Annotated in this window: 16 protein-coding genes and 1 pseudogene; 7 read left to right on the forward strand and 10 right to left on the reverse strand. The window is 63.2% G+C overall.

The window, feature by feature from the left end; translation table 11 throughout:
* Positions 1-28 precede the first annotated feature (28 nt).
* A complete protein-coding gene (locus tag CWS35_RS38545; RefSeq protein ID WP_100957220.1) occupies positions 29-361 on the reverse strand; it encodes a single-stranded DNA-binding protein in 333 nt (110 codons plus the stop codon).
* A gap of 620 nt (positions 362-981) precedes the next feature.
* A complete protein-coding gene (gene repC / locus CWS35_RS38555) occupies positions 982-1,755 on the reverse strand; it encodes a plasmid replication protein RepC (protein WP_371682891.1) in 774 nt (257 codons plus the stop codon).
* A gap of 166 nt (positions 1,756-1,921) precedes the next feature.
* Between repC (CWS35_RS38555) and CWS35_RS38560 the strand changes: the two genes are divergently transcribed.
* From CWS35_RS38560 to CWS35_RS38570, 3 genes are read left to right on the forward strand one after another with little or no spacing between them, the layout of a single operon-like run.
* Complete coding sequence (locus CWS35_RS38560) at positions 1,922-3,541, forward strand: Mu transposase C-terminal domain-containing protein (RefSeq protein ID WP_100957222.1); 1,620 nt, start codon at positions 1,922-1,924, stop codon at positions 3,539-3,541.
* Positions 3,542-3,547: 6 nt separating this feature from the next.
* The gene (locus tag CWS35_RS38565) at positions 3,548-4,429 is read left to right on the forward strand and encodes a TniB family NTP-binding protein (protein WP_100957224.1); all 882 of its coding nucleotides are present in this window, start codon (positions 3,548-3,550) and stop codon (positions 4,427-4,429) included.
* Positions 4,426-5,292, forward strand: a complete 867-nt coding sequence (locus CWS35_RS38570) for a TniQ family protein (protein WP_100957226.1) — start codon at positions 4,426-4,428, stop codon at positions 5,290-5,292. Before CWS35_RS38565 ends, CWS35_RS38570 begins: the two co-directional genes overlap by 4 nt.
* Positions 5,293-5,754: 462 nt before the next feature.
* Here CWS35_RS38570 and repC (CWS35_RS38575) read toward each other — a convergent pair whose 3' ends face one another.
* From repC (CWS35_RS38575) to CWS35_RS38605, 7 genes and pseudogenes are all read right to left on the reverse strand, one after another.
* Positions 5,755-6,987: a plasmid replication protein RepC gene (gene repC / locus CWS35_RS38575; protein WP_100957228.1), complete on the reverse strand. Its 1,233-nt coding sequence runs from the start codon at positions 6,985-6,987 to the stop codon at positions 5,755-5,757.
* 223 nt (positions 6,988-7,210) lie between these two features.
* On the reverse strand, positions 7,211-8,230 hold the full coding sequence (gene repB, locus CWS35_RS38580) for a plasmid partitioning protein RepB (RefSeq protein WP_100957230.1): 1,020 nt from the start codon (positions 8,228-8,230) through the stop codon (positions 7,211-7,213).
* A 2-nt stretch (positions 8,231-8,232) separates the two neighbouring features.
* Positions 8,233-9,438, reverse strand: a complete 1,206-nt coding sequence (gene repA, locus CWS35_RS38585) for a plasmid partitioning protein RepA (RefSeq protein WP_100957232.1) — start codon at positions 9,436-9,438, stop codon at positions 8,233-8,235.
* Positions 9,439-9,714: 276 nt separating this feature from the next.
* On the reverse strand, positions 9,715-10,887 hold the full coding sequence (locus CWS35_RS38590; RefSeq protein ID WP_100957234.1) for a site-specific integrase: 1,173 nt from the start codon (positions 10,885-10,887) through the stop codon (positions 9,715-9,717).
* 13 nt (positions 10,888-10,900) lie between these two features.
* Positions 10,901-11,989 carry a hypothetical protein gene (locus CWS35_RS38595; protein ID WP_100957236.1) on the reverse strand — a complete coding sequence of 363 codons (1,089 nt, stop codon included), beginning with the start codon at positions 11,987-11,989 and terminating at the stop codon, positions 10,901-10,903.
* Positions 11,986-12,423: a type II toxin-antitoxin system VapC family toxin gene (locus CWS35_RS38600; protein ID WP_100957237.1), complete on the reverse strand. Its 438-nt coding sequence runs from the start codon at positions 12,421-12,423 to the stop codon at positions 11,986-11,988. Before CWS35_RS38600 ends, CWS35_RS38595 begins: the two co-directional genes overlap by 4 nt.
* Positions 12,420-12,697 (reverse strand): annotated as a pseudogene (locus CWS35_RS38605) (type II toxin-antitoxin system Phd/YefM family antitoxin). The gene CWS35_RS38600 and the pseudogene CWS35_RS38605 overlap by 4 nt, the downstream one beginning before the upstream one ends.
* 107 nt (positions 12,698-12,804) lie before the next feature.
* On the opposite strand from CWS35_RS38605, the gene CWS35_RS38610 reads away from it, so the two are divergent.
* From CWS35_RS38610 to CWS35_RS38625, 4 genes are all read left to right on the forward strand, one after another.
* Positions 12,805-13,110, forward strand: coding sequence for a prevent-host-death protein (locus tag CWS35_RS38610; protein WP_245439170.1), 306 nt, complete (start codon positions 12,805-12,807; stop codon positions 13,108-13,110).
* A 233-nt stretch (positions 13,111-13,343) separates the two neighbouring features.
* Positions 13,344-14,561, forward strand: coding sequence for an RHE_PE00001 family protein (locus tag CWS35_RS38615; RefSeq protein WP_244617010.1), 1,218 nt, complete (start codon positions 13,344-13,346; stop codon positions 14,559-14,561).
* Between the two features lie 110 nt (positions 14,562-14,671).
* On the forward strand, positions 14,672-15,661 hold the full coding sequence (locus CWS35_RS38620; protein WP_100957239.1) for an AAA family ATPase: 990 nt from the start codon (positions 14,672-14,674) through the stop codon (positions 15,659-15,661).
* 7 nt (positions 15,662-15,668) lie between these two features.
* Positions 15,669-18,008 carry a S8 family peptidase gene (locus tag CWS35_RS38625; protein WP_168226544.1) on the forward strand — a complete coding sequence of 780 codons (2,340 nt, stop codon included), beginning with the start codon at positions 15,669-15,671 and terminating at the stop codon, positions 18,006-18,008.
* A gap of 25 nt (positions 18,009-18,033) precedes the next feature.
* Here CWS35_RS38625 and CWS35_RS39370 read toward each other — a convergent pair whose 3' ends face one another.
* Positions 18,034-18,444, reverse strand: coding sequence for a hypothetical protein (locus CWS35_RS39370; RefSeq protein ID WP_157817358.1), 411 nt, complete (start codon positions 18,442-18,444; stop codon positions 18,034-18,036).
* Between the last annotated feature and the right edge of the window lie 1,042 nt (positions 18,445-19,486).

Consider the following 19,486-nt stretch of genomic DNA (forward strand, 5'->3'; position numbering starts at 1 on the left):
GGGGAGGCCGAGGCCTCCCCGCTGTTCGCTATGCCGCGACGCGTTCGCTGGCCTGCGCCAACCGGCCGAGCTCCAGAGCGATGAGATCGACGGTGTAGACCCGCTGGCCATCGCGTTCGAAGCTGTTCTGCCGAAGCCGTCCGCGCACATGGACCAGGTCGCCCTTGCTAACGTGCTCGTTCACGTAGGACTGGATCGCCTTCGTGAAGATCGTGACTTCGTTCCAGTGCGCGTCGTCCTTCCACTGACCTTTGTCGTCCTTGAAGGGGTAGTTGGCGCAGACGCTGACGCGAACTGTCTTGCCTACCTGCTTGATTGTTCCGACCCGACCGATGAGGGTGAATTCGGCGATATTGCGCATTGTCTTTCTCCATCTTGTGGGGCTGTGCCCCGTTGCGATGGCTTTTCCGTAATGGCCGGGAAGACGAAACAGAGCCGGAGCCGCCAGAGGCGGGCGGAGGGCAAGCGCAGCGCTGCGCCCCGGCCGGAACCACGAATTTTGGCGCCACAGGCGCATGCGCGAGGAATGCCGGTCGGGGTCCCCACTTGCGGGGGTGTCCGGCAGGGGAAAATTCTTGGCTCCAGGGGCCGACGTGCGGTCGACGGCCATAGGTATCCAGCCATGCAACCGGGAGCAACAGCCCAGACGGAAGAAAGACCTGCAATCGTCGCCCGCACCCGGCTCCTTGGTCGGCGCGAGGAAAAAGGGACTGCCGTACTGTTATCGCGGCATTTTGCGCACCTCCCGACGGAGGACATTTCGGAAGCACTGACGTGCACGGACGGGTACGATCGGCTCGGCGATTCCCAGGCAGTGTGCGATCGGCGCCGGCGAGACCGCCCAGTGTGGGACGGCCGCGCAGTTTCAGTTTTCCGCGGCTCGCGGGTCGCTCGATCAACGGTTCGCGGTCAGGTGCGCCCATGGTTCAAGCTCGAGAACGCAGGGCAGAGCGAGGACATGGAGGTGAGGCGGTCATCGCGTCACGCCCGGCGCTTTTCGTTGAGACGCGAATTGATCTGCGACATCAAAATCGGGCCGAGCGAGAACTCTCCGGCCTCCGCTTTCCGCGTCAACCCGCGCAAGTACCCCCCGGCGGATCTGATCGCGGCGCCGCGCTGCAGGATGCATGCGACGACAATTGCAGCCGGCATTTCACCCAGGACCGTTTGCGCCTCCTCCCAGGCGCTTGGACTGATCCCCAGCATCGATCGAACCACCGCGGCGGTCGCAAGCAAATCCCGCCAGTTCGAAATCCCGCCTTTGGCGTAATCGACAATGTCGGGACAAGCGCTGAGCACCATTCCCAACGGATACGTTCCTTCCGCCACCCTCGGTGGTTGAGGTTTTGGCTTCGCCCTCGCTGCCCTGCCTTCGTGAAGGCTAGGTTCAAGATCAATAAAGGGTTCTGTATTTGAATTCTGTATGTGGCGCTCAGAATGGGACTCATTGGCGCTTGGATTCGTGGATTTAATATGTGTTTTCAGAAGATTGAGCACGTCGTCGGCAAGCTGTGAGAGCTCTTCGGCCACGGGCTCGAGTTCTTGCCTCGTCGCGGTGCGTGGAATCTGGTCGACGATCGAGCGGAAAGCCGCGTGCACTTCCTGCCAGTCGGCCGGCCCCTGCCCTCCTCTACGGGTCGGGACACCTTCCTCGATGCCAGTGGCGATCATCTTGGCGATGTCGCGCCGGCACAGCGTGATCCGCTCACGGACAAGCTTGAGCGCCCTGGCTTCTGCCTCGATGTCGGCCGCCAGGCTCTCTGTGACTTTCCATTAAACCTCAAGAATCGGAACACAATGATATCAAGTCGTTACGCAGGTACCTAATTTGATAATTAGCAGTTAATTATGATAATCATTGCTTGATTTTGGCACTTAATGCGAGAATGATCGATTTCATATTCTTGCGCCGAGAGCCGCGATGTCCGGGCCGTTTGCCGAAGAAATCGATGACATTGATTGGGATGACGCCTGCCGTAGGGCGGATGTGATCCGCGAGTTCCTGCGTCGAGTGTCCGGTCCCACAACGACAGCCCAGATGCGAGAACTTGCCGACGAGCTTCGGCTAAGCCAAGCATCAGCGTATCGGCTGCTGAAGCTATTCCGAGCAGGCGGGACCGTTCTATCACTCGTCGGGCGTAAGGCCGGCCGCCCTGTCGGCCACAGGGTTCTCGACGAAGCGCGCGACGAAATCATCCGGGCCGAGATCAAGCGCTTCTATCTGAAGAAGAACCGCCCATCCGTATCAGCCCTGGTGCGTGAGGTGAACGCGAGTTGTCGCGCTGCAGGCTTGGCGCCACCTCATCGGAGAACAATCGTCGCACGTATTGAAGACGTCGATCTTGCCAAGCGCGCCAAGGCGCGCGGAGAACCGAAGATTGAGAAATCGACTATTGCCGTTCCGGGCAAGTTCGAAGTTTCGAGACCGCTGCAGGTTGTCCAGATCGACCACACCAAGGCAGACATCTTCGTCGTTGATGAAGAGGACCGTCGACCGCTCGGGCGCCCGTGGCTGACATTGGCCATGGATGTCTGCAGCAGGATGGTCACCGGTTTCTACCTCACCATGGCGGCGCCATCTCGGCTATCGACAAGCCTTTGCTTGCTGCATTCGGTGTTCGACAAATCTGCGTGGCTTCGCGAACGCGAGATAGCAGACCCCTGGCCCGTCGCTGGCCTCCCGGATCAGCTCCATGTCGATAATGGCCGCGACTTCCGAAGCCGCGCATTCCAGCGCGGCTGCGAGGATGCCGGTATCGATATTGACTGGCGGCCTCCCGGCGAGCCCCGCTTCGGTGGCCACATCGAGCGCCTGATCGGCACACAGATGGGCAAGCTTCACCTGCTCCCCGGCACAACATTCAGCAATCCCGACGAACTGGGCGATTACGATTCTCGTCGACATTCGGCATTCACGCTGCGCGAACTCGAGCGCTACATCGCTCTCGACATTGTCGGCGACTACCATCAATCGATCCACGCCAGTCTCAAACGACCACCGATCGCTGTATGGCGCGAGCATGAAGGTACAATCCCGCTACGGCTTCCACAGGACCGAATGCATTTCTGGCTCACCTTCCTGCCCGAAGACGAACGGACGCTGCGACCAAACGGCATCCACATCTTCGGACTGCGATACTGGTCCGCCGCCTTGGCTGCGGATGTTGGACGGACCGGCAAGCGGCGGCTGTTGATCAAATATGACCCGCGAGATCTGTCGCGCATATTTGTCCGGCGTCTGTCGGGCAACTTCGTGGAGGCCCGATATGCCGACATCACCTTGCCCTCGATCACCCTCGCTGAAGCCAAGTCGTCGCGAGAATGGCTGCTGGCGAAGGGAAAACGCGAAATCGATATGGGAACAATCGTTCGTACCGCCATAGCTCGGCGCCAGTTGGTGGAAGACGCAAAGCGGATGACGGCTACGGTGCGGCACGGCAAAGCAGTCGGCCGCAAGCCAAGAGTGGAAGATCGCGAATGGGGCTCGCTTCGCGGCGTCGACTCCAGCAAACCCGTACCCTTTGTCGAGGATACGGATTGAGCTGACATGAACGAGGAAATCTCCCACCTGACCGCAGGCGCGGCGGCGTTGCTTGTCGAAACGGACGAGCGGCGCATTCGCGCGATACGATCGCGCCGCTGGGTGCTCTACCCACGCGCCAAGCAGGCTCTCGATCGTCTGAGCGCCCTCCTCGACTATCCTCGGGGCACCCGCATGCCTTCGATCGCGATCTATGGCGACAGCGGCATGGGCAAAACGATGATCATGAAGCGCTTCCGGGACCAGCATCCACCGAGCTTCAATCCGGTGACGGGAACACTGAAAACCCCGGTCCTCGCCATGGAAATGACCAGCCGGCCCGGCGAGCGACGGTTCTATGCCGAGCTCCTGACCCTTCTCGGCGCGCCGCAGCGGCCGCGCGCCGACATTGCCCAGATGGAACAGGCGACGCTGCGGATTATGGAGGCCATCGGCGTGCAGGTTCTGGTCATCGACGAGGTGCACAACATCCTTGCCGGAACCTACCGTGAGCAGCGCATAGTGCTGAACACGCTGCGCTTCCTCAGCAATCGTCTTCATATCTCGCTGGTCTGCTTCGGCGTCAACGAGGCGCGGGAGGCCATCAGCGGCGACGTTCAGCTTGCACGCCGGTTCGAGCAGCTCACCTTGAGCCGGTGGGCCGCAAACGAGCAGTTCGAAACCCTGGTGACGTCGATCCTCCGCAACACGCCACTACGCCGGCCGTCGGTGCTCACGCCAAAATCGTTGCGGCGGATCCTGCAGATTACCGAGGGCATCACGGCCAATATCTTCCACATGGTCAACAACCTGGCGATCGACGCCATCGAAAACGGCAGCGAGCAGATTACGAACGAAGCGGTCGAGAGCTGGGAGCCGGAGTTTGATGCCGAGGCGGCATTCGCATGACGGAGGATGCACCGCAACGGAAGTTGCCGGTTATATTGCCGCCGCATTCAGACGAACTCCTGTCTTCCTGGATCAACCGGCATGCCGCCTTCTATGCGGTTCCACCGCTGGTCATGCTGCGGCATTGCCTGCCGGAGGCTCATTCGCTGCGAGCCGCCGATCTCCATTTGAGTGACGATCAGGAAATCCGGCTGGCCAAGGTGTTCGCCACCGAGCCGGCTGTCGTGCGTCGAATGACCTTCACCAATGTCGCGCAGTCGTCACGCCGGCTGATCGCAGTCAGGCCGCAGCAATCCTGCCCGAACTGCAGCGTCCGTCGCACGGAACCGGGGCCAACCTTCAGAAGCCAGCTGGTTGGCTGGCGCCTCACCTGCCCTCTCTGCGGATGTCCGTTCCGGGACACCGACGGGCGCGAACTCCCCTCCCCTTTCCGGCAATATCGCGATGCGGCAATTCGGGGCGAAGAGCTGCTCGACGACGAGGCCGAACGTGGTGTCGCGACCTGGATATCGCCTGCCGAAATCGCTCGGCTTCTCCTGATGCGACGCATTCCAAGACCTATTCCCCGTGAGAGTGACCTTTGGCGCTTCAGGGTGCTCGGCGTCATCATTCCCGATCTCGATGGCATCGTTGCTGCGGAACAGGAGAACCTGCCCACGCCCGCAAGTCCGATCCTTCGGCTTCACGTGCGACCGGCACTGCTGGCCGGGATAGCAATTGTCGAACGCGCCGGACCGGAAATGCTCCGAATGCTGCGTCGGCACATGGTGGGCGACAACAGGTTCCGATTCACCGACACCGCCGAACGCATGATAGCCCAAGCCCACTGGCCGGGGTCTTCCCTGCAATTGCAGTTAATCTGAGAATCCCGCAGTACAGATTCTCATGATTAAATGGTCAATCAGAACCAAACCGGCGCATTCTTGCGGTTAACTGCTAAGCGACAACGGCCATAGGAATCCAGCCATGCAACCGGGAGCGACAGCCCAAACGGGAGAAAGAGCTGCCATCGCCGCCAGGACCAGGATCTTCGGTCAGCGCAGCAAAAAAGGACGGCCATGTGAGCATCGCGGCGTTTCGCACATTTGCCGACGGACGACATTTCGGAAGCGCCGACCTGCGCTGATCGGTACGATCGAACTGGCGATTCCCGGGACCTGTGCGACCGGCGGCAGAGAGACCGAGCAGTGCGTAACGGCCGCGCAGTTTCAGTTTTCCGCGACTCACGGCTCGCTCGATCACGTGCTCGCAGCCAGGTGCGTCGATGGCTAAAGCTCGAGAATACCAGGCAAAGCGAGGAGGTGAGGGTGAGGTCGACCATCACGTCACGCCCGCCGCTTTTCGTTAAGCTGCGAATTGATCTGAGACATCAAAATCGGGCCGAGCGAGAACTCTCCGGCCTCGGCTTTTCGAGTCAAACCGCGCAGGTAACCGCCGGCGGACCTGATCGCCGTGCCGCGCTGCAGAATGCACGCGACGACAATCGCAGCCGGCGTTTCACCCAGGATCGTTTGCGCCTCCTCCCAGGCGCTGGGGCTGATCCCGAGCATCGATCGAACCACCGCGGCGGTGGCGAGGAAATCCCGCCAGTTCGAAATCCCGCCCTTGGCGTAATCGACGATATCGGGGCAAGCGCTCAGCACCATTCCCAACGGGTAGGTCCCTTCCGCCACCCTCGGTGTTTGAGGTTTCGGCTCAGCCCTCGCCGCCCTGCCTTCTTGAAGGCTAGGTTCAAGATCAATAAAGGGATCTGTATTTGAATTCTGTATGTGGCGCTCAGAATGGGACTCATTGGCGCTAGGATTCTTGGTTTTTATATGTGTTTCCAGAAGATTGAGCACGTCATCGGCAAGCTGTGACAGCTCTTCGGCGATCGGCTCGAGTTCTTGTCGCGTTGCCGTGCGCGGAATCTGGTCGACGATCGAGCGGAAGGCAGCGTGAACCTCCTGCCAATCGGCTGGCCCCTGCCCTCCCCTACGGGTCGGGACGCCTTCCTCGATACCGGTTGCGATCATCTTGCTTAAATCGCGCCTGCACAGCGTGATCCGCTCACGGACGAGCTTTAGCGCCCGCGCTTCTGCCTCAATGTCCGCCGCTAGGCTCTCGAATTCCTCCGATCGGACAACCAGTGGCGAGATATCGAAGCCGAAGGCCAGCTCGATCTCGCCGGCGCTGCCCTTGCGAGCATAGCGCTTGCCGTTTGGACTATCGCGCCGAACGACCAAGCCGGCATCGACGAGTACAGCAAGGTGACGCCGCAATGTCGATGCCGGCATCCCATGCGCCCGCAGCGACAACTGATAATTCGACGGGAAGACGATCAGATCGTCCTCTCCCGTGAGCGCGGTCTCAGGATGGAAGGTGAGAAGCGCGTTCAAAACCGAGAGCGAACGCTCGGACACGCCCAGCCGCGGCCGCGCCGTGCAGATGGCGTGAAAGATCTTCCATTTGTGTACGACCTTCTCGGGTGGCCGCGTGGTGGCCACCATTTGGCTTGCCACGTGGGCAAGCGTCAGCGATCGCCGCCCAAAGGGCGTCGTTGGAGCGTGTGACTGCATGTCTTTGCCTCTTCAGGGCAAAGGAAATCGGCTCGCCAAAACGACGCCGTCTCTCACGAGACACTTGACTGCGATTCGCGGAAGTGATTCTCTATCAGTCGCCAAACACGACAGAGGGGCTTCCGGGACGGTGACGTTTCGGGGGCCTTTTCTTTGCCTATAGTTCTCCGACTTGGTTGCGGTGTCTTGATCCGGTCGGCTCATTCCGACCAGGCAAGCGGGGTTACGCAGGCGGGTCGCCTACTTTGAATTCATCGTAAAGCTCTTGGAGCCGCTGTCTGACGAAGTCGCCGAACTTAGGTGCGATTCGATCGTCAAATGTTAGCGTGAGCTTCTTGCCGGCACGCGAGACCTTGGCGGCATGCGTTCCATCCTTGGCCGCCCATGTTTCAGCGCGCGCGCGCAACGTCTTCTCGCGCAACGCGGCCGCGATAGTTTCAAAGCGCTTATCCGTCTCCAAGGCGCGGAAGCTTGTATCCTTGACCACGTCGATCGCACGAGTGCGATTATTTTCGTGCTCCAGCAGATCCGTTAGTTCCTGCCAGCGCACTCGGCCGAAGGCTGGTGCCGGCCCGATCGCTTCGATAACGGCTGCAGGCACCCGGGTCGCAATCGAGATGAGCCGCGAGAGTGCGGCTTTGTCGACGTTGAGCGACGCCATTATGATCTCACGTGAAAATTTCCGATCTTCTAGTCTCGCGGCAAACCGGGCTCGCTCGATGAACGTAAGATCGGTACGCCCGCTGTTTTCTTGACCTTGGGCAATGACCAGTTGCTCATCGGTAAGCGACCGCACCACCGCGCGCACTTTGATGCCAAGATCTCGGGCAGCGCGCAGGCGTCGGTGGCCAAAGGCCACTTCGTAGCGCTCCGTGTCACTCGGTTTCGGTCGAACGAGAATCGGGACGTTTTGTCCATGCTCCCGAATTAACTCGCGGAACGCCGCGTTCTGCTGCTCGGTGGCTTCCATACGGTCAGGGATGAAAGAATTGTCGATGAGCGCCGGGTTGAGTTCAACAATCACTTGGCCTTCGATGAGCTTTTGTTCGATCTCTTCCGCGCGTTTGACTTTCTCCGAGATGCCGCCAAGCGATTGCGATATTGCGCCAAGCGCACTCGATTGTTTGATCGGGCGGTCAAGTCCCAACAAAGGCCGAACGCGATTGGCAGGCGAAACGGGCGGCGCTTCTTGCGGCGTCTGCTCCGCCGTCGTCGGAAGATCGAAGCTGATCTTGCGTGCCATGGCTAATTCCTCTTCCAGACCTGCTTAATGAGGCTTTCGATTTCTCCGTTCACGAGATCCAAGGCTTCAATGGCGCGGTCGTACGTGCCTCGCGTAAACTGCTGTCGTTCGACCTCGTACAGGGTCTGCTTTGTGAGCCCGGCATCTGCGATGGCCGTGCTCTTCACCATCGGGTGGGTCAACACGCGTGAGCCGAAGATGGAACGCATTAGACCAACCATGGTCGTTTGTGGGCCGTCACTAGGCTCATAACGGGTGACGAGATAGCGCATCCAATCGTATTGGGTCGCGCCGCCGGCCTCGGCGACGACATCAAGCAGACTTCCGGTCATGTTTAGGAATTGCGACATCGACATCACGTCGAGCATTTGAGGATGGACGGTAATCAAAACTGCTGTCGCGGCGCAGAGTGCAGACAGGGTGAGAAAGCCGAGTTGCGGAGGGCAATCGATCACCACAACATCGTAGGCGTCGCTAACCTGCGCCAGAGCTTCCCCGATTCTGGCGAAGAACATCGAGTCGTTAGTCTGTCGCGTCATCAAAGCCTTGGGTGTCTCGTGCTCGAATTCCATGAGTTCGAGCTGACCCGGAACGATGTGGAGATTCGGAATGTAGGTGGCGCGCACGATCTCCGGCATTGGACGGCGCTCGCTGTCGTAGCGGATGGCGCCGAAGATTGTCTCGTTGTCGCCGACGTCGAGTTCGGGCTGGTGCCCGAACAACGTTGACATGCTTGCTTGCGGATCGAGGTCGATGGCTAGGACGCGGTAGCCTCGAAACGCGAGATACTGCGCGAGGTGGGCGGCGGTGGTCGTCTTGCCGCTGCCGCCCTTGAAGTTCATGACCGAAATGACCTGGAGAGCCTCGGTATCGCGCCGATGTGGGACGTAGCGACGCGCTCCTTTTCCCGCGCTGTCGAGGTCGCGGCGCAACGCATCGACGTCTTCGATCGAATAACTCCGACGGCTGTTCGCTGGTGCTGGAGGGCCCTTTCCTTCGGACACCAATTGGCGAAGGTACCCTTCAGCTATGCCGATGAAGCGCGCGGCTTCCGCCGACGAAAACCGCCGAATCGTCTTCTCAGCCGCTGGCGGGAAGTCGCGAAGCTGCTGGGCCCGTAGTCGTGCCGAAAGCTCCGCTGCGTCCGCATTGATCAGGGAGCGGAGGTCACGCACATTCTCGTCGAGAGGTTTCGCTGACGTTGGCATCCTAATCTCTGCATCTGCGGAATTTTGAGCAGTTCGGCTCAAAATGCGCTGATGGAGAGTAATGCCCGATTCTCTTGAAGTCGCAAGGATTATTGAGTTAACGAGAGGTTAACGGTCCCGCCCCTCAAGTGCGGCTTGATTCGCAACCTCGCGCCTGAATCAGCCCGGACGTGACGTAGTTGTACTGAACAACCGATGCGCCGCTTCCGGTCGCCGCGCAACACTCCATGGTCCTGAGCGGCAGTTGTACGCGGACAACTTAACGAAGGCTCCTGCCTAGACGCCAAGGCGGACGGCCCGCCCACGAACACGCTCGGCCTCATTGTAATAGCTCGCGGCTTGTTGCACCGACCGATGCTGCGACTGCTGCATCGCCTCGGGTAACGCCACGCCCTGGCGTGCCGCCTCCGTCAGATACCCCGACCTCAGCCCATGCGCCGAAAACTCCCTCGCCTCCAAGCCCGCCAGCGCGCAGCGCCGCTTCACGATCAAATTGATCGACTGCGGCGTCAACGCCCGTTCCTCGATCGCCTCCCAACGGTCGATGGCGCGGAAGATCGGTCCCTTGCCGATGTCGGCGCGCTCAAGCCATTCGCGCAGCGCCACGACCGGCGGCCCGACCAGAAGCACCCTCCCCGCCTCATCCGCGACGCCGGTCTTGGTCCGGCCGAGCTGGATCGCCACGCACGGTAACGCCGGCGATCGAGGGTCCTTAGAGTCGAGCAGCACCGCGGGCTCGTCGCTGATCTGCTCGACCCGGAGTCGCACCACCTCGCTGCGCCGGCGTCCGCCAGAGGCGAAGGCCAGCAGCAAGATTGCCAGATCGCGGGTGTCCACGAGCCGGTCGGAGCGACAGGTCGCGAGCAGTCGATCAAGAATATCCCGGGTCACTGCCCGCTTGCTCTTGCGCTGGCGCGGCCGGACGCTGGCCCGAACCGCGAGCCGCAGCGCCGCGCGAAGACTGGGGGCCTGGAACGGACCCTCCTGCCCTTTCCAGCGATGCAGCGTGCCCCAGTTCGCCAGCCGGCGCTTCACCGTCGATGGCGCGTGCGGTCCCTCAGTGCGAAGCAGCAAGGCCTCTCGCAGCTCCGCCGCGACCTCGGCCGGCATGCCGTGTTGCGGGTCGGTTTCGCGCGCGGAAGGATCCCAGAGGTGATGCGCCACGTATTTCAGGGCCAGGCTTTCCGGCGCCGGCCACGGCAGCGGCGCGCCGGTCGCGGCTTTCGCCCAGCCCTCAAGATAGGCCAGGTCGGACGCGAGCGCCCGCAGGGTGTTCTCGCCCATGCCCTCGCGCGCGAGATGCTTCAGGGTCGCGACGTCGTCGTCGGTGAGGAGCTCGGCGAGGCGATCGCGGCGCTCCATCGGCAGGATGGCAGACAGGGCGTCAAGCTGCAGGGCGCGCCGGGTTTCGGGATCGGAGACCAGCGCATGGGAGGTGATGTCGTCCATCGGCGGCGCTCCGTCAGAAACCGTAGCTTCGATCCGCCCAACGCAACAGCACGCGGGCGTCGGGGTCGGGAAGGCGGACCCGCTGGGCCTTCAGGCCTTCGGCGATCGCAAGCCCAACGTCCGGGTCGACCCAGTGGCCGTGCGTCATCAGGAAGAACCAGCCGAAGGGCAGGCCGATCTCGCGGTCCACAGCCTCGATCCGGTCCATCAACGCATGCACCGAATCCTCCGGCGTCATGAGCAGCCGCTCCTTTGGCGGCTTCAGCGGCCGCGGGATGAAGCCGACCTCGCGCTCGCCCTTGTGGGTGTAATCACGCGCGTCGAGCGCCCAATGGGCGAAGACGCGCTGCGGCCTGGCGCTCGATTCCTCCCAGTCCTGAAAGAACCGCAGCTCGCGCGGGACAAAATCAAAATAGTCCGGGACCGCGTCGAGGAACGGCGTCTCGCGCGTTCCGCCCGGCCCGACCTCGCGGATGACGCGCCGCTCCAGCTCCGGCCGCTTGGCCGCCCGCTTCTCGCGCTCGATGCGGCCGCAGCGATCGAGAAAACTGCGGACATGGATCACCGCGCCGCCGGCGCGGCCGAGCAAGCGATAGACCGGACCGGCAAGGCGATCTGAATCGGGAAGCTGATCGGTGCGGGGCCAGCTCGGATCGAGCAGTTCTTCTTTGCCCCAGGGTCGATAATCCGGGTTGACGATCGGGCCGGCGCGCCATTCGATCTCGCGACCGAGCGCAATCTGGAGATAGTCGGCCGCGCCCGGCCCGGTCGGCGCCGACACGCAGGCGCTGGTGCCGCGCCACTCCGTAATCCGCAGATCGGTCTCCTTCAGCCGGTTCCAGACCGCCAGCACGTCGCCGTTGTCCTTGGCGAGTTCGGCCGTCATCCAGGGCCGCAATTCGCCAAGCCGTGTGCCGTCCGGCTGGAGGACCGACCTCGTGTCGCGCCAGTAATCGTCGTCGACGGGGGCGAACCCGAAGGCAAAGCCCGGAAAGGCGGCGGCCAGCGCCGGGACGAGGTCCGCGTCGACCGAGGCCGGATCGAGCCCGGCCAGGACGGTTTCGAGCGAGGCGGCGTCCGGGAGGCGGGCAGGGGCGGTCATCCCGACACTCCGTCATCAGTCCAGGGGTTCAGCAATGGTACGCCGAGCGGCGCAAAATCCTTGGTGTTGCGGGTGGCGAGCACCAGCTCACGGTCAAGCGCGGTGGCCGCAAAAAACCCGTCCATGACCGAAAGCGCAAAACCGCTCTGGCTGGCCTGCGCCATCAGATCGCCCCAGCGTTCGGCGATCGCGGGGTCGATCGGCAGGATCCGCCCGGCGAAGCGCGCCGGCAGATCCTCCGCGAGCCATGCGGTCAGCGCCTCGCGGCGGCGGCCGTCGTCCATCAGGGCGATGCCGCGTCGAAGTTCGGCGATCGACGCGACGCTGATGAAGGCCCGGTCCTCGTCGACCGTATCGAGCCAGGCGAGCACTTTTGGGTCGGGCGCCGGCCGGCGAACCTCGGAGAGCACGTTGGTATCGAGCAGGACGTTCATAGATCAAGGTCGCGCGCTTGGTCGCGGACCCGATCGAGGTCGAGATCGGCGTCGCGCAGGGGGAGGCCATCAGAAACTCGGCCAGCGTGCCCTTGCGGACGGTCTTGCGCGCCCATTCCTGCGCCGAGACCATGACGACGCTCGGCTTGCCGTGGCGGGTGATGATCTGCGGGTCGCTCTGGGCGCGCTCGATCACTTCGGAGAGACGCGCCTTGGCGCCGGCGACCGTCCAATGATCCGATTCAAGGGTCTGAGTCTTGCGGGGGGTTGTCACGATTAGCTCCTGTGACCATAATGACTATCGTGACTATAATCAGTCTCGCTGCGACATTCAATAGATCCCATGCGGGAGGCGTGCCCTTTTGCTATGATCGAGCCGGAGTGAAGGACAGCACCATGGGCAGTCGCGAGAAGCAGAATCAGGCGCCGTCGGCCGATGCCGGCGCGACCGGCCGCGATCGTCGGGCCGTTCGGACCGTCGATCTGACCGAGGAGGACATTGCCGCGATCGAGGCCTCGGAGATGACGCCCGGTTTTGAGCACCTTGATGCCGAGCTGGAGCCAGAGCCGGCCTCCCTGGCCGAGGAGGGCGCGCGGTTCGCGCGAGAACTCCGCGCGCGAGGCGACAGGACCGATGCGCGGCCGGCCGACAAGGTCTTTCGCGACGGCCTCTACGAGGAGCCTTGAGCTCGGCCGACCCGGATGTCGGCCAGCGCCACGACGTCTGAGGTGCCCAACGAGGGCGTTCGGAAACGGGGAGGGGGCTGGCAGCGGTCGTGTCCTCTCGTCGATCGGAGGCCCGGCGGTGATGATTTTCCGGGCTCCGGGCCGCCAGAATCGCTGATTTGCGTGTTTGTGTCCAACACTATCGATAAGGGTCAGTTATCGATAGTGAGAAGCATGCGCCAGAAGGCATCGCTATGACGGAAGCCAACGCCGTGATAGCTTCCGTTTCACCGATTCACGTTAAGGTTATCAAGACCTTGCCCTCCGCCTACCAGATCCCGGATCCGCTACCTTGGAGCCAGATCGCCGGCCCGCTCGCGGCGGCCGAAGACGCGCTGGCCCGCCTCGACGAGCGGCTGGCCAGGAGCCCGGTCCGCGACGGCTGGATCGCCCGGACCCACTTCTCAGACGCCGCTGCCGCCCTGTGGCTGGAAGGCGAGCTCGTCCATCTCGACGATCTCGTCCTCCACGACGCCGGCATGGACGTCCGCGCCCCGACCCACGAGCTCACGCGCGCCCACGCCGTTCTGCGAACGCGACGGCGCATCGCCGACGCCAAGCCCGACTGGGCGCTGTCGGTGGCCGGCCTGGCCGGGCTGCGGGGCAGGGGAGAGCAGGGCGACCGGGAGGAGGAACGCGGCAACCGGAATGAGGAAGAGGATGAGGTGCGCGATCGCGAAGACGAAGACAGTGAGGCGGATGCGCCCGAGCGGTTTCGCGTGGCCCCAGCCGACGACCGGATGGCCGACATCTTCGCGGCCGTCGACGCCGCGATCGCCCAAGCCGACCGCACGCTGGCCGGCGAGACAACCGATCGGCGCCCGAAGCGACCCGAGCGAGACCCGCTGGTCTACGATCTCGACTGGGACGAAGATGAACGTCTCGACGCATGGCGAGCGGTCGTGGACCAGACACGCAACCTGCCGCCGGCGCTGGCGACGGCGATCGCCGCCGACGCGTGGCACGCGCTGGAACCGCTACAGCACGCGCCATGGCTCGGCCGGCTGCTCGCCGCCGCGCTGCTGCGGGCGCGGGGAAAGGCGCGCTCGCACCTGCCTTGCCTCCATGACGGCCTCAAAGCGATCCCGCGCGAGCGGCGGCGGCCACGCGACGCGGCCTCCCGCCTCGCCGTTCAGTTGGAGGCGATCGCGGCCGCGGCCGAGGCCGGTCTCAAGGATCACGACCGTTGGCAGACTGCCCGCACCCTGCTGGCCCGCAAGCTCGCCGGCCGCCGCTCCACCTCCCGGCTGCCGGCGCTGATCGACTATGTGTTGGCCCGGCCGATCGTCTCGGCCGGCATGATCGCGCAGGAGCTGAGGATCACGCCACGCGCCGCCCAGGACCTGGTCGGGGAGCTCGGTCTGCGGGAGGCGACCGGCAGAGACAGGTATCGGGCGTGGGGGGTGCTTTAGATGTCGCCTGACGATGGTGATTTGCGTTGTTTAAATCGGGCAGTAACCCCATCGTGAAACGCTGCATTTGCGGTTATGATTCGCCCAACAGGAGAAAGTAAAGCAGAGCCATGGCCCGCGGGGAGTTGATGAAAAAATTGCTGGCCAGCTACGGTCGGGACGATGAGTTCCGGGCCGTAGCGGAGCAAATCATCGGCGAAGAGGAAAAGAAGAACAACCGCGTGTTGGCGCGCAGCCTGCGCAAGACCCTTGAGGCCGGCCCAAGCCGGCCGAGCGGTCCGAAGGCGCTTGCGCCCCTGCTTCCGTTCCCCGAAGCAGCCGCCGACTTCATCGAGCGGATTGAACCGCAGCACACGCACGATGATATCGTGCTCGGGGCGACGAACGTGCGGGTGCTGCTCGGCCTCGTCAAAGAGTTTCGCCGCGCCGACGAGATCCGGCGTCACGGCCTCAAGGTCCGATCCAAGCTTCTGTTCTGCGGCCCGCCGGGATGCGGCAAGACGCTGTGCGCGGAGATTTTTGCAGCCGAGCTCGGTCTGCCGCTGTTCCTCGTCAAGCTCGATAGGCTGATCTCGTCCTACCTGGGCGAGACGGCTGGCAATGTCCGCAAGATTTTCGAGTTCGCCCGGAAACAGCCCTGCGTGCTGTTCTTTGACGAGTTCGACGCGCTGGCGCGCTCGCGCGATGACTCGAGCGAGCACAATGAGCTGCGCCGTGTCGTCAACAGCCTGCTGTTGTTCATCGATCATATTCAGCCGAAGGGCTTTCTGATCGCCGCGACCAACCTTGATCAATCCCTCGATCCGGCGGTTTGGCGGCGCTTCGACGAGGTCGTCTGGTTCGACAAGCCGGATCGCGCGATGATCGCCCGCTTCCTGCGGCTCAAGTTCAAGAACATCGCGACCGCGTTCGATCCGCTGCAGCATGCGGCCGCGCTGGAGGGCTATTCCTACGCCGAGATCGAGCGCGTCTGCACCCAGGCGGTCAAGACGATGATCATCGATCGCCGTAAGCAGGTGCAGGCCCGCGACTTCAATCGCGCCTTGGAGGACGAGGCGCGCCGCCGGGCAGGACAGTCTCGCCTCGCGTCGCCGAGCTAGGCGCGCCGTGGCCCGATACGATCACCTCGAACTCGTCCGGCTTCCCGAGCAATTCGAGCGGCGCAAGCACGGCGGCGGCGGACCGCCGCCACCGCGCGATCGCGGCCAACACACGACGAAGCTGCGCGAGGAGCTCGACACCGCGACCCAGGAACAAAGACGCCGGCGCAAGCCCGAATTTGTCGACCCATCCCTGATTCTGCGCGTGCAGATGACGGGCGCCCTGCTCGAGGAAGAGTGGGAGCGGCTCGGGCTCACGGTTCTATCGAGCGACGCGGACCGCACGCTCGTGCTATTCGCATCGAGCGAAGACATGCGGGATTTCCGCGCGCGGCTTGACGCCTATCAGGGCGGCCCGCCCCCTGGCCAGAAGCACGCCCCCTACGTCAACTTCGTCTCCGGGATCGAAAGCATTGGATCGGTCGAGCCGCGTGATCGGATCGGACCACGCTTGCGGGAAGAAGGTTTCGCTGATGTCGAGGATTTTGTCGCGCAGACATCCTATCTGGTGGACATCGAGCTTTGGGATCTGGGCGAACGTCGCCTCCGCGAGCGCAAGCTTGAGGATGTCATCCGCTACGTCGAGGCACGAGGTGGCGATGTCTTTGATCGCTATGTCGGCCCCTCGATCAGCATGTTTCGCGCGCGCCTGACAGGCGAACTGCTGCGCACGCTGCTGACGATCGAGGAAATCGCGGCGATCGACCTTCCGCCAGCGCCGGACGTGACGACGGCGGAGGCGCTCGACATGGTCCTGGCGGACGCGCCGCCTCTGAACGCGCTTGGCGATGACGCGCCGCTCATCGGCATCATCGATAGCGGCGTCAACGATCACCCGTTCCTGGCCGATGTCATCGCCGGTGCGATTGCCGTTCCTGCTGACCTCGGCACTGCCGACGTCTGGGGGCATGGGACCCGTGTTGCCGGCGTCGCGGTGTTTGGCGACCTGCGCGCGCAGCTCGACGCCGGCGCCCTGCAACGCGGGGCGCGTATCTGTGCGGCGAAGGTCGTGAATGACCGTGGCGAGTTCGACGATCGTCGTCTTGTCCCTTCCCAGATGCGCGAAGCGATCACGACGCTGAATCAGCGTTTCGGCTGTCGCGTCTTCGTGATTGCGCTTGCCGACCGCCGGCGGGTGTTCGACGGCGGCAAGGTCGGAACATGGGCTGCCACGCTCGACGAATTGGCGCGCGAGCTCGACGTCGTCATCGTCGTCTCGGCCGGAAACCGCAGTCCGCGCGGCGGCAATCGCCTTGAGCAGGCGGTGACCGAATATCCGCGCTATCTTCTGGAGGACGCGAACCGGTTCTTCGAGCCGGCCGGCGCCCTGAACGTCATCACCGTCGGCGCACTCGCGCATGGCGAGGGTCTCGATCCCGACCGCGCCGACGATGTCCGCGTCCGCCCGATCACGCGGCTGCATGAGCCGGCGCCGTTCTCGCGGATCGGGCCGGGTCCGGGCGGCGCCACGAAGCCGGACGTCATGGAGATTGGCGGTACGCTGATCTTCGATCCAGTGGTCGCGCGGCTGCGGGGAGGGGAGGATGTCGGCAGCGCGGGCGTTCTGACCCTCTATCACAGCTTTCTCGATCGCCTGTTCACCGCGGGGTCGGGCACGTCCTATGCCGCTCCGCGGGTCGCCTTCAGCGCCGCGCAGATCCTGACACGCTTCCCGCAGGCCTCAGCCAATCTCGTCCGCGCGCTCATTGTCGGATCCGCAGAAATCCCACAGCCGGCACAAGAGCGGCTTCAACTGCTGGGCAGCGACGCTATCCGCGCAGTCTGCGGGCACGGTCTTGTCGATCTGGAACGCGCCGCGTTCTCCGATGACGCGCGCGTCACCCTCTATGCCGAGGATCAGCTCGCTCTCGATCATTTTGCCGTCTATCGGATTCCGATCCCGGAAGCGTTTCAGGCAGGAAACGGCGAGCGCTGCATTCGCGTGACGCTGGCGTTCGACCCACCGGTGCGTCATACGCGCACCGACTATGCCGGGGTCGGCATGAGTTTTCGCCTGGTTCGCGGCTGTCAGCCGGACCTGATCTTCGATCATTATCGCAAGCGTGAGCAGGATGATGGTCCGTTCCCTGAACTTGCAGCGCGATACAATTGCAATCTCGTTCCCGGGCCACAGCTACGTGAGAAAGGAACGGTCCAGCGCGCGACCGTGACGTTCAAACGCGGTGTCGAAGAATACGGCGACAGCTACTATCTCGTGGTGCGCTGCGAGAGCGGCTGGGCGACGCATGTCGATCGTCAGCAATTCGCGGTCGTCGTCGAACTACTTCACAAGGCCGAAGTGCAGCTCTACGAGCGCGTGCGGCAGCGGGTCAGGGTCCAGGCTTAGCGTTCGTCCTGTTCTAGTGGCGGATTTATAGTTTCACTTCGTCCGGCCGCTTGCCATGCACCCGCTCGATCAGGTCATTCCGTTTGACGTTTTCGATCAGGAGATTTCGCGTTTGAACACTTTGCTCGATACGTTTGGCATCGCGATCCCAGACGGCGCCAATATACTGATCAATAAGGCGCGAAGCGCACGGCACGGGAGGGGGCGCTAATTGCTGGTTCATACTGAGGTTGTCGATGGACCCTTGGCATTGCGAATGCGACGCCTCAATGCCGCACGCGACCAAGCCATCGGCCGTCAGATCCTGACACTCCCTCTTCTCGCGGCTCGGCTCGCGGGTGGGTTCATCGCACCGGCGACGCAGGAAATCTTGTATCCGGCCATAAGGCAGGCGCTCGAGGCGGGCGGATACGAGGATATCGACAAGGTTTGCCAACTGCCGGGGATGCCGGCGGCTGTGCTGTCCGCGCTTCGAGACTGGTGGGACGTGGAGGCCCCAGGCTCGTTGCCCGACAACGCTCGCCTCAGAGACTTCACTTTACTCGAGCGCCGCGTGCGAGGCGCGCTGCCGGCCGGCATGCTGTCCCCACCCGATCTGGTAAGAGCAGCCCTGGAGAGACTTCACTTTGCCCCGAAGTTAGTCGGCGCGATCACCATTCAAGGCGTTCCCGGCGTCAAACCCGTATGGCGTCCGCTCTTGCAGGCCCTCTGCGAGGCGGTGCCGGTCCGATGGATTGGATCACAACACAGCGGGCGCGCCTGGTTCGCCGGAGAGATTGAGACATACCCCACAGGGGCGGCGTTGCTCCTCTCCGCTGATCTCTGTGCCGATCCACGAAGTGAAGTGAGAGAGGCGTTGCGCTGGGCGCGCGCGCTTGTGACGGCCGGAAAAGCCTCTCCCAATGAGATCGCCATCTCGGCGGCTTCGCCAACTGCGTGGGACGACGCGTTTCTGGTTCTTTCGCGCGAGGCGGGGCTTCCCGTGCACTTCACACACGGCATTCCGGCTCTAGCGACCCGCGAAGGACAGGCCTGTGCTGCACTCGCGGACATCCTGTTACGCGGGCTGTCGCAAGACCGCGTGAGGCTCCTGTTTGCCCGTCTGCCGCGCAGTCCGGCCAAAGATAACCTGCCCGGCGACTGGACCAAAGGGTTGCGGCGGAGCGCCGCGCTGACGAGCCCGGGACTTTGGCGGCACGCTCTCGAGCAGGCGCGGGGAGAGCGGACAGACGGCGATCTCGCGGAACGCGCACTGTTGCCAATTCTGGATGACTTGGCTTGCGGCATCGCGGCTGCCGACGCGGTCGGGCGCCGTCTGTTGAGGGGACCTACAATGACTTTGTGGCGCGACGCGTTGCGTATGGCGCCCCCGCAGGCCATCGAGCTCTCGTTGCAGGCGCTGCGCATTGCGGACGGGCGTGAACCCGGAAACTCGATCGCGTGGGGACCTGCAGGTCACCTAGCGGCAGCCCCTCGCG

It is taken from the genome of Bradyrhizobium sp. SK17, assembly GCF_002831585.1.
Lineage (GTDB): Bacteria > Pseudomonadota > Alphaproteobacteria > Rhizobiales > Xanthobacteraceae > Bradyrhizobium.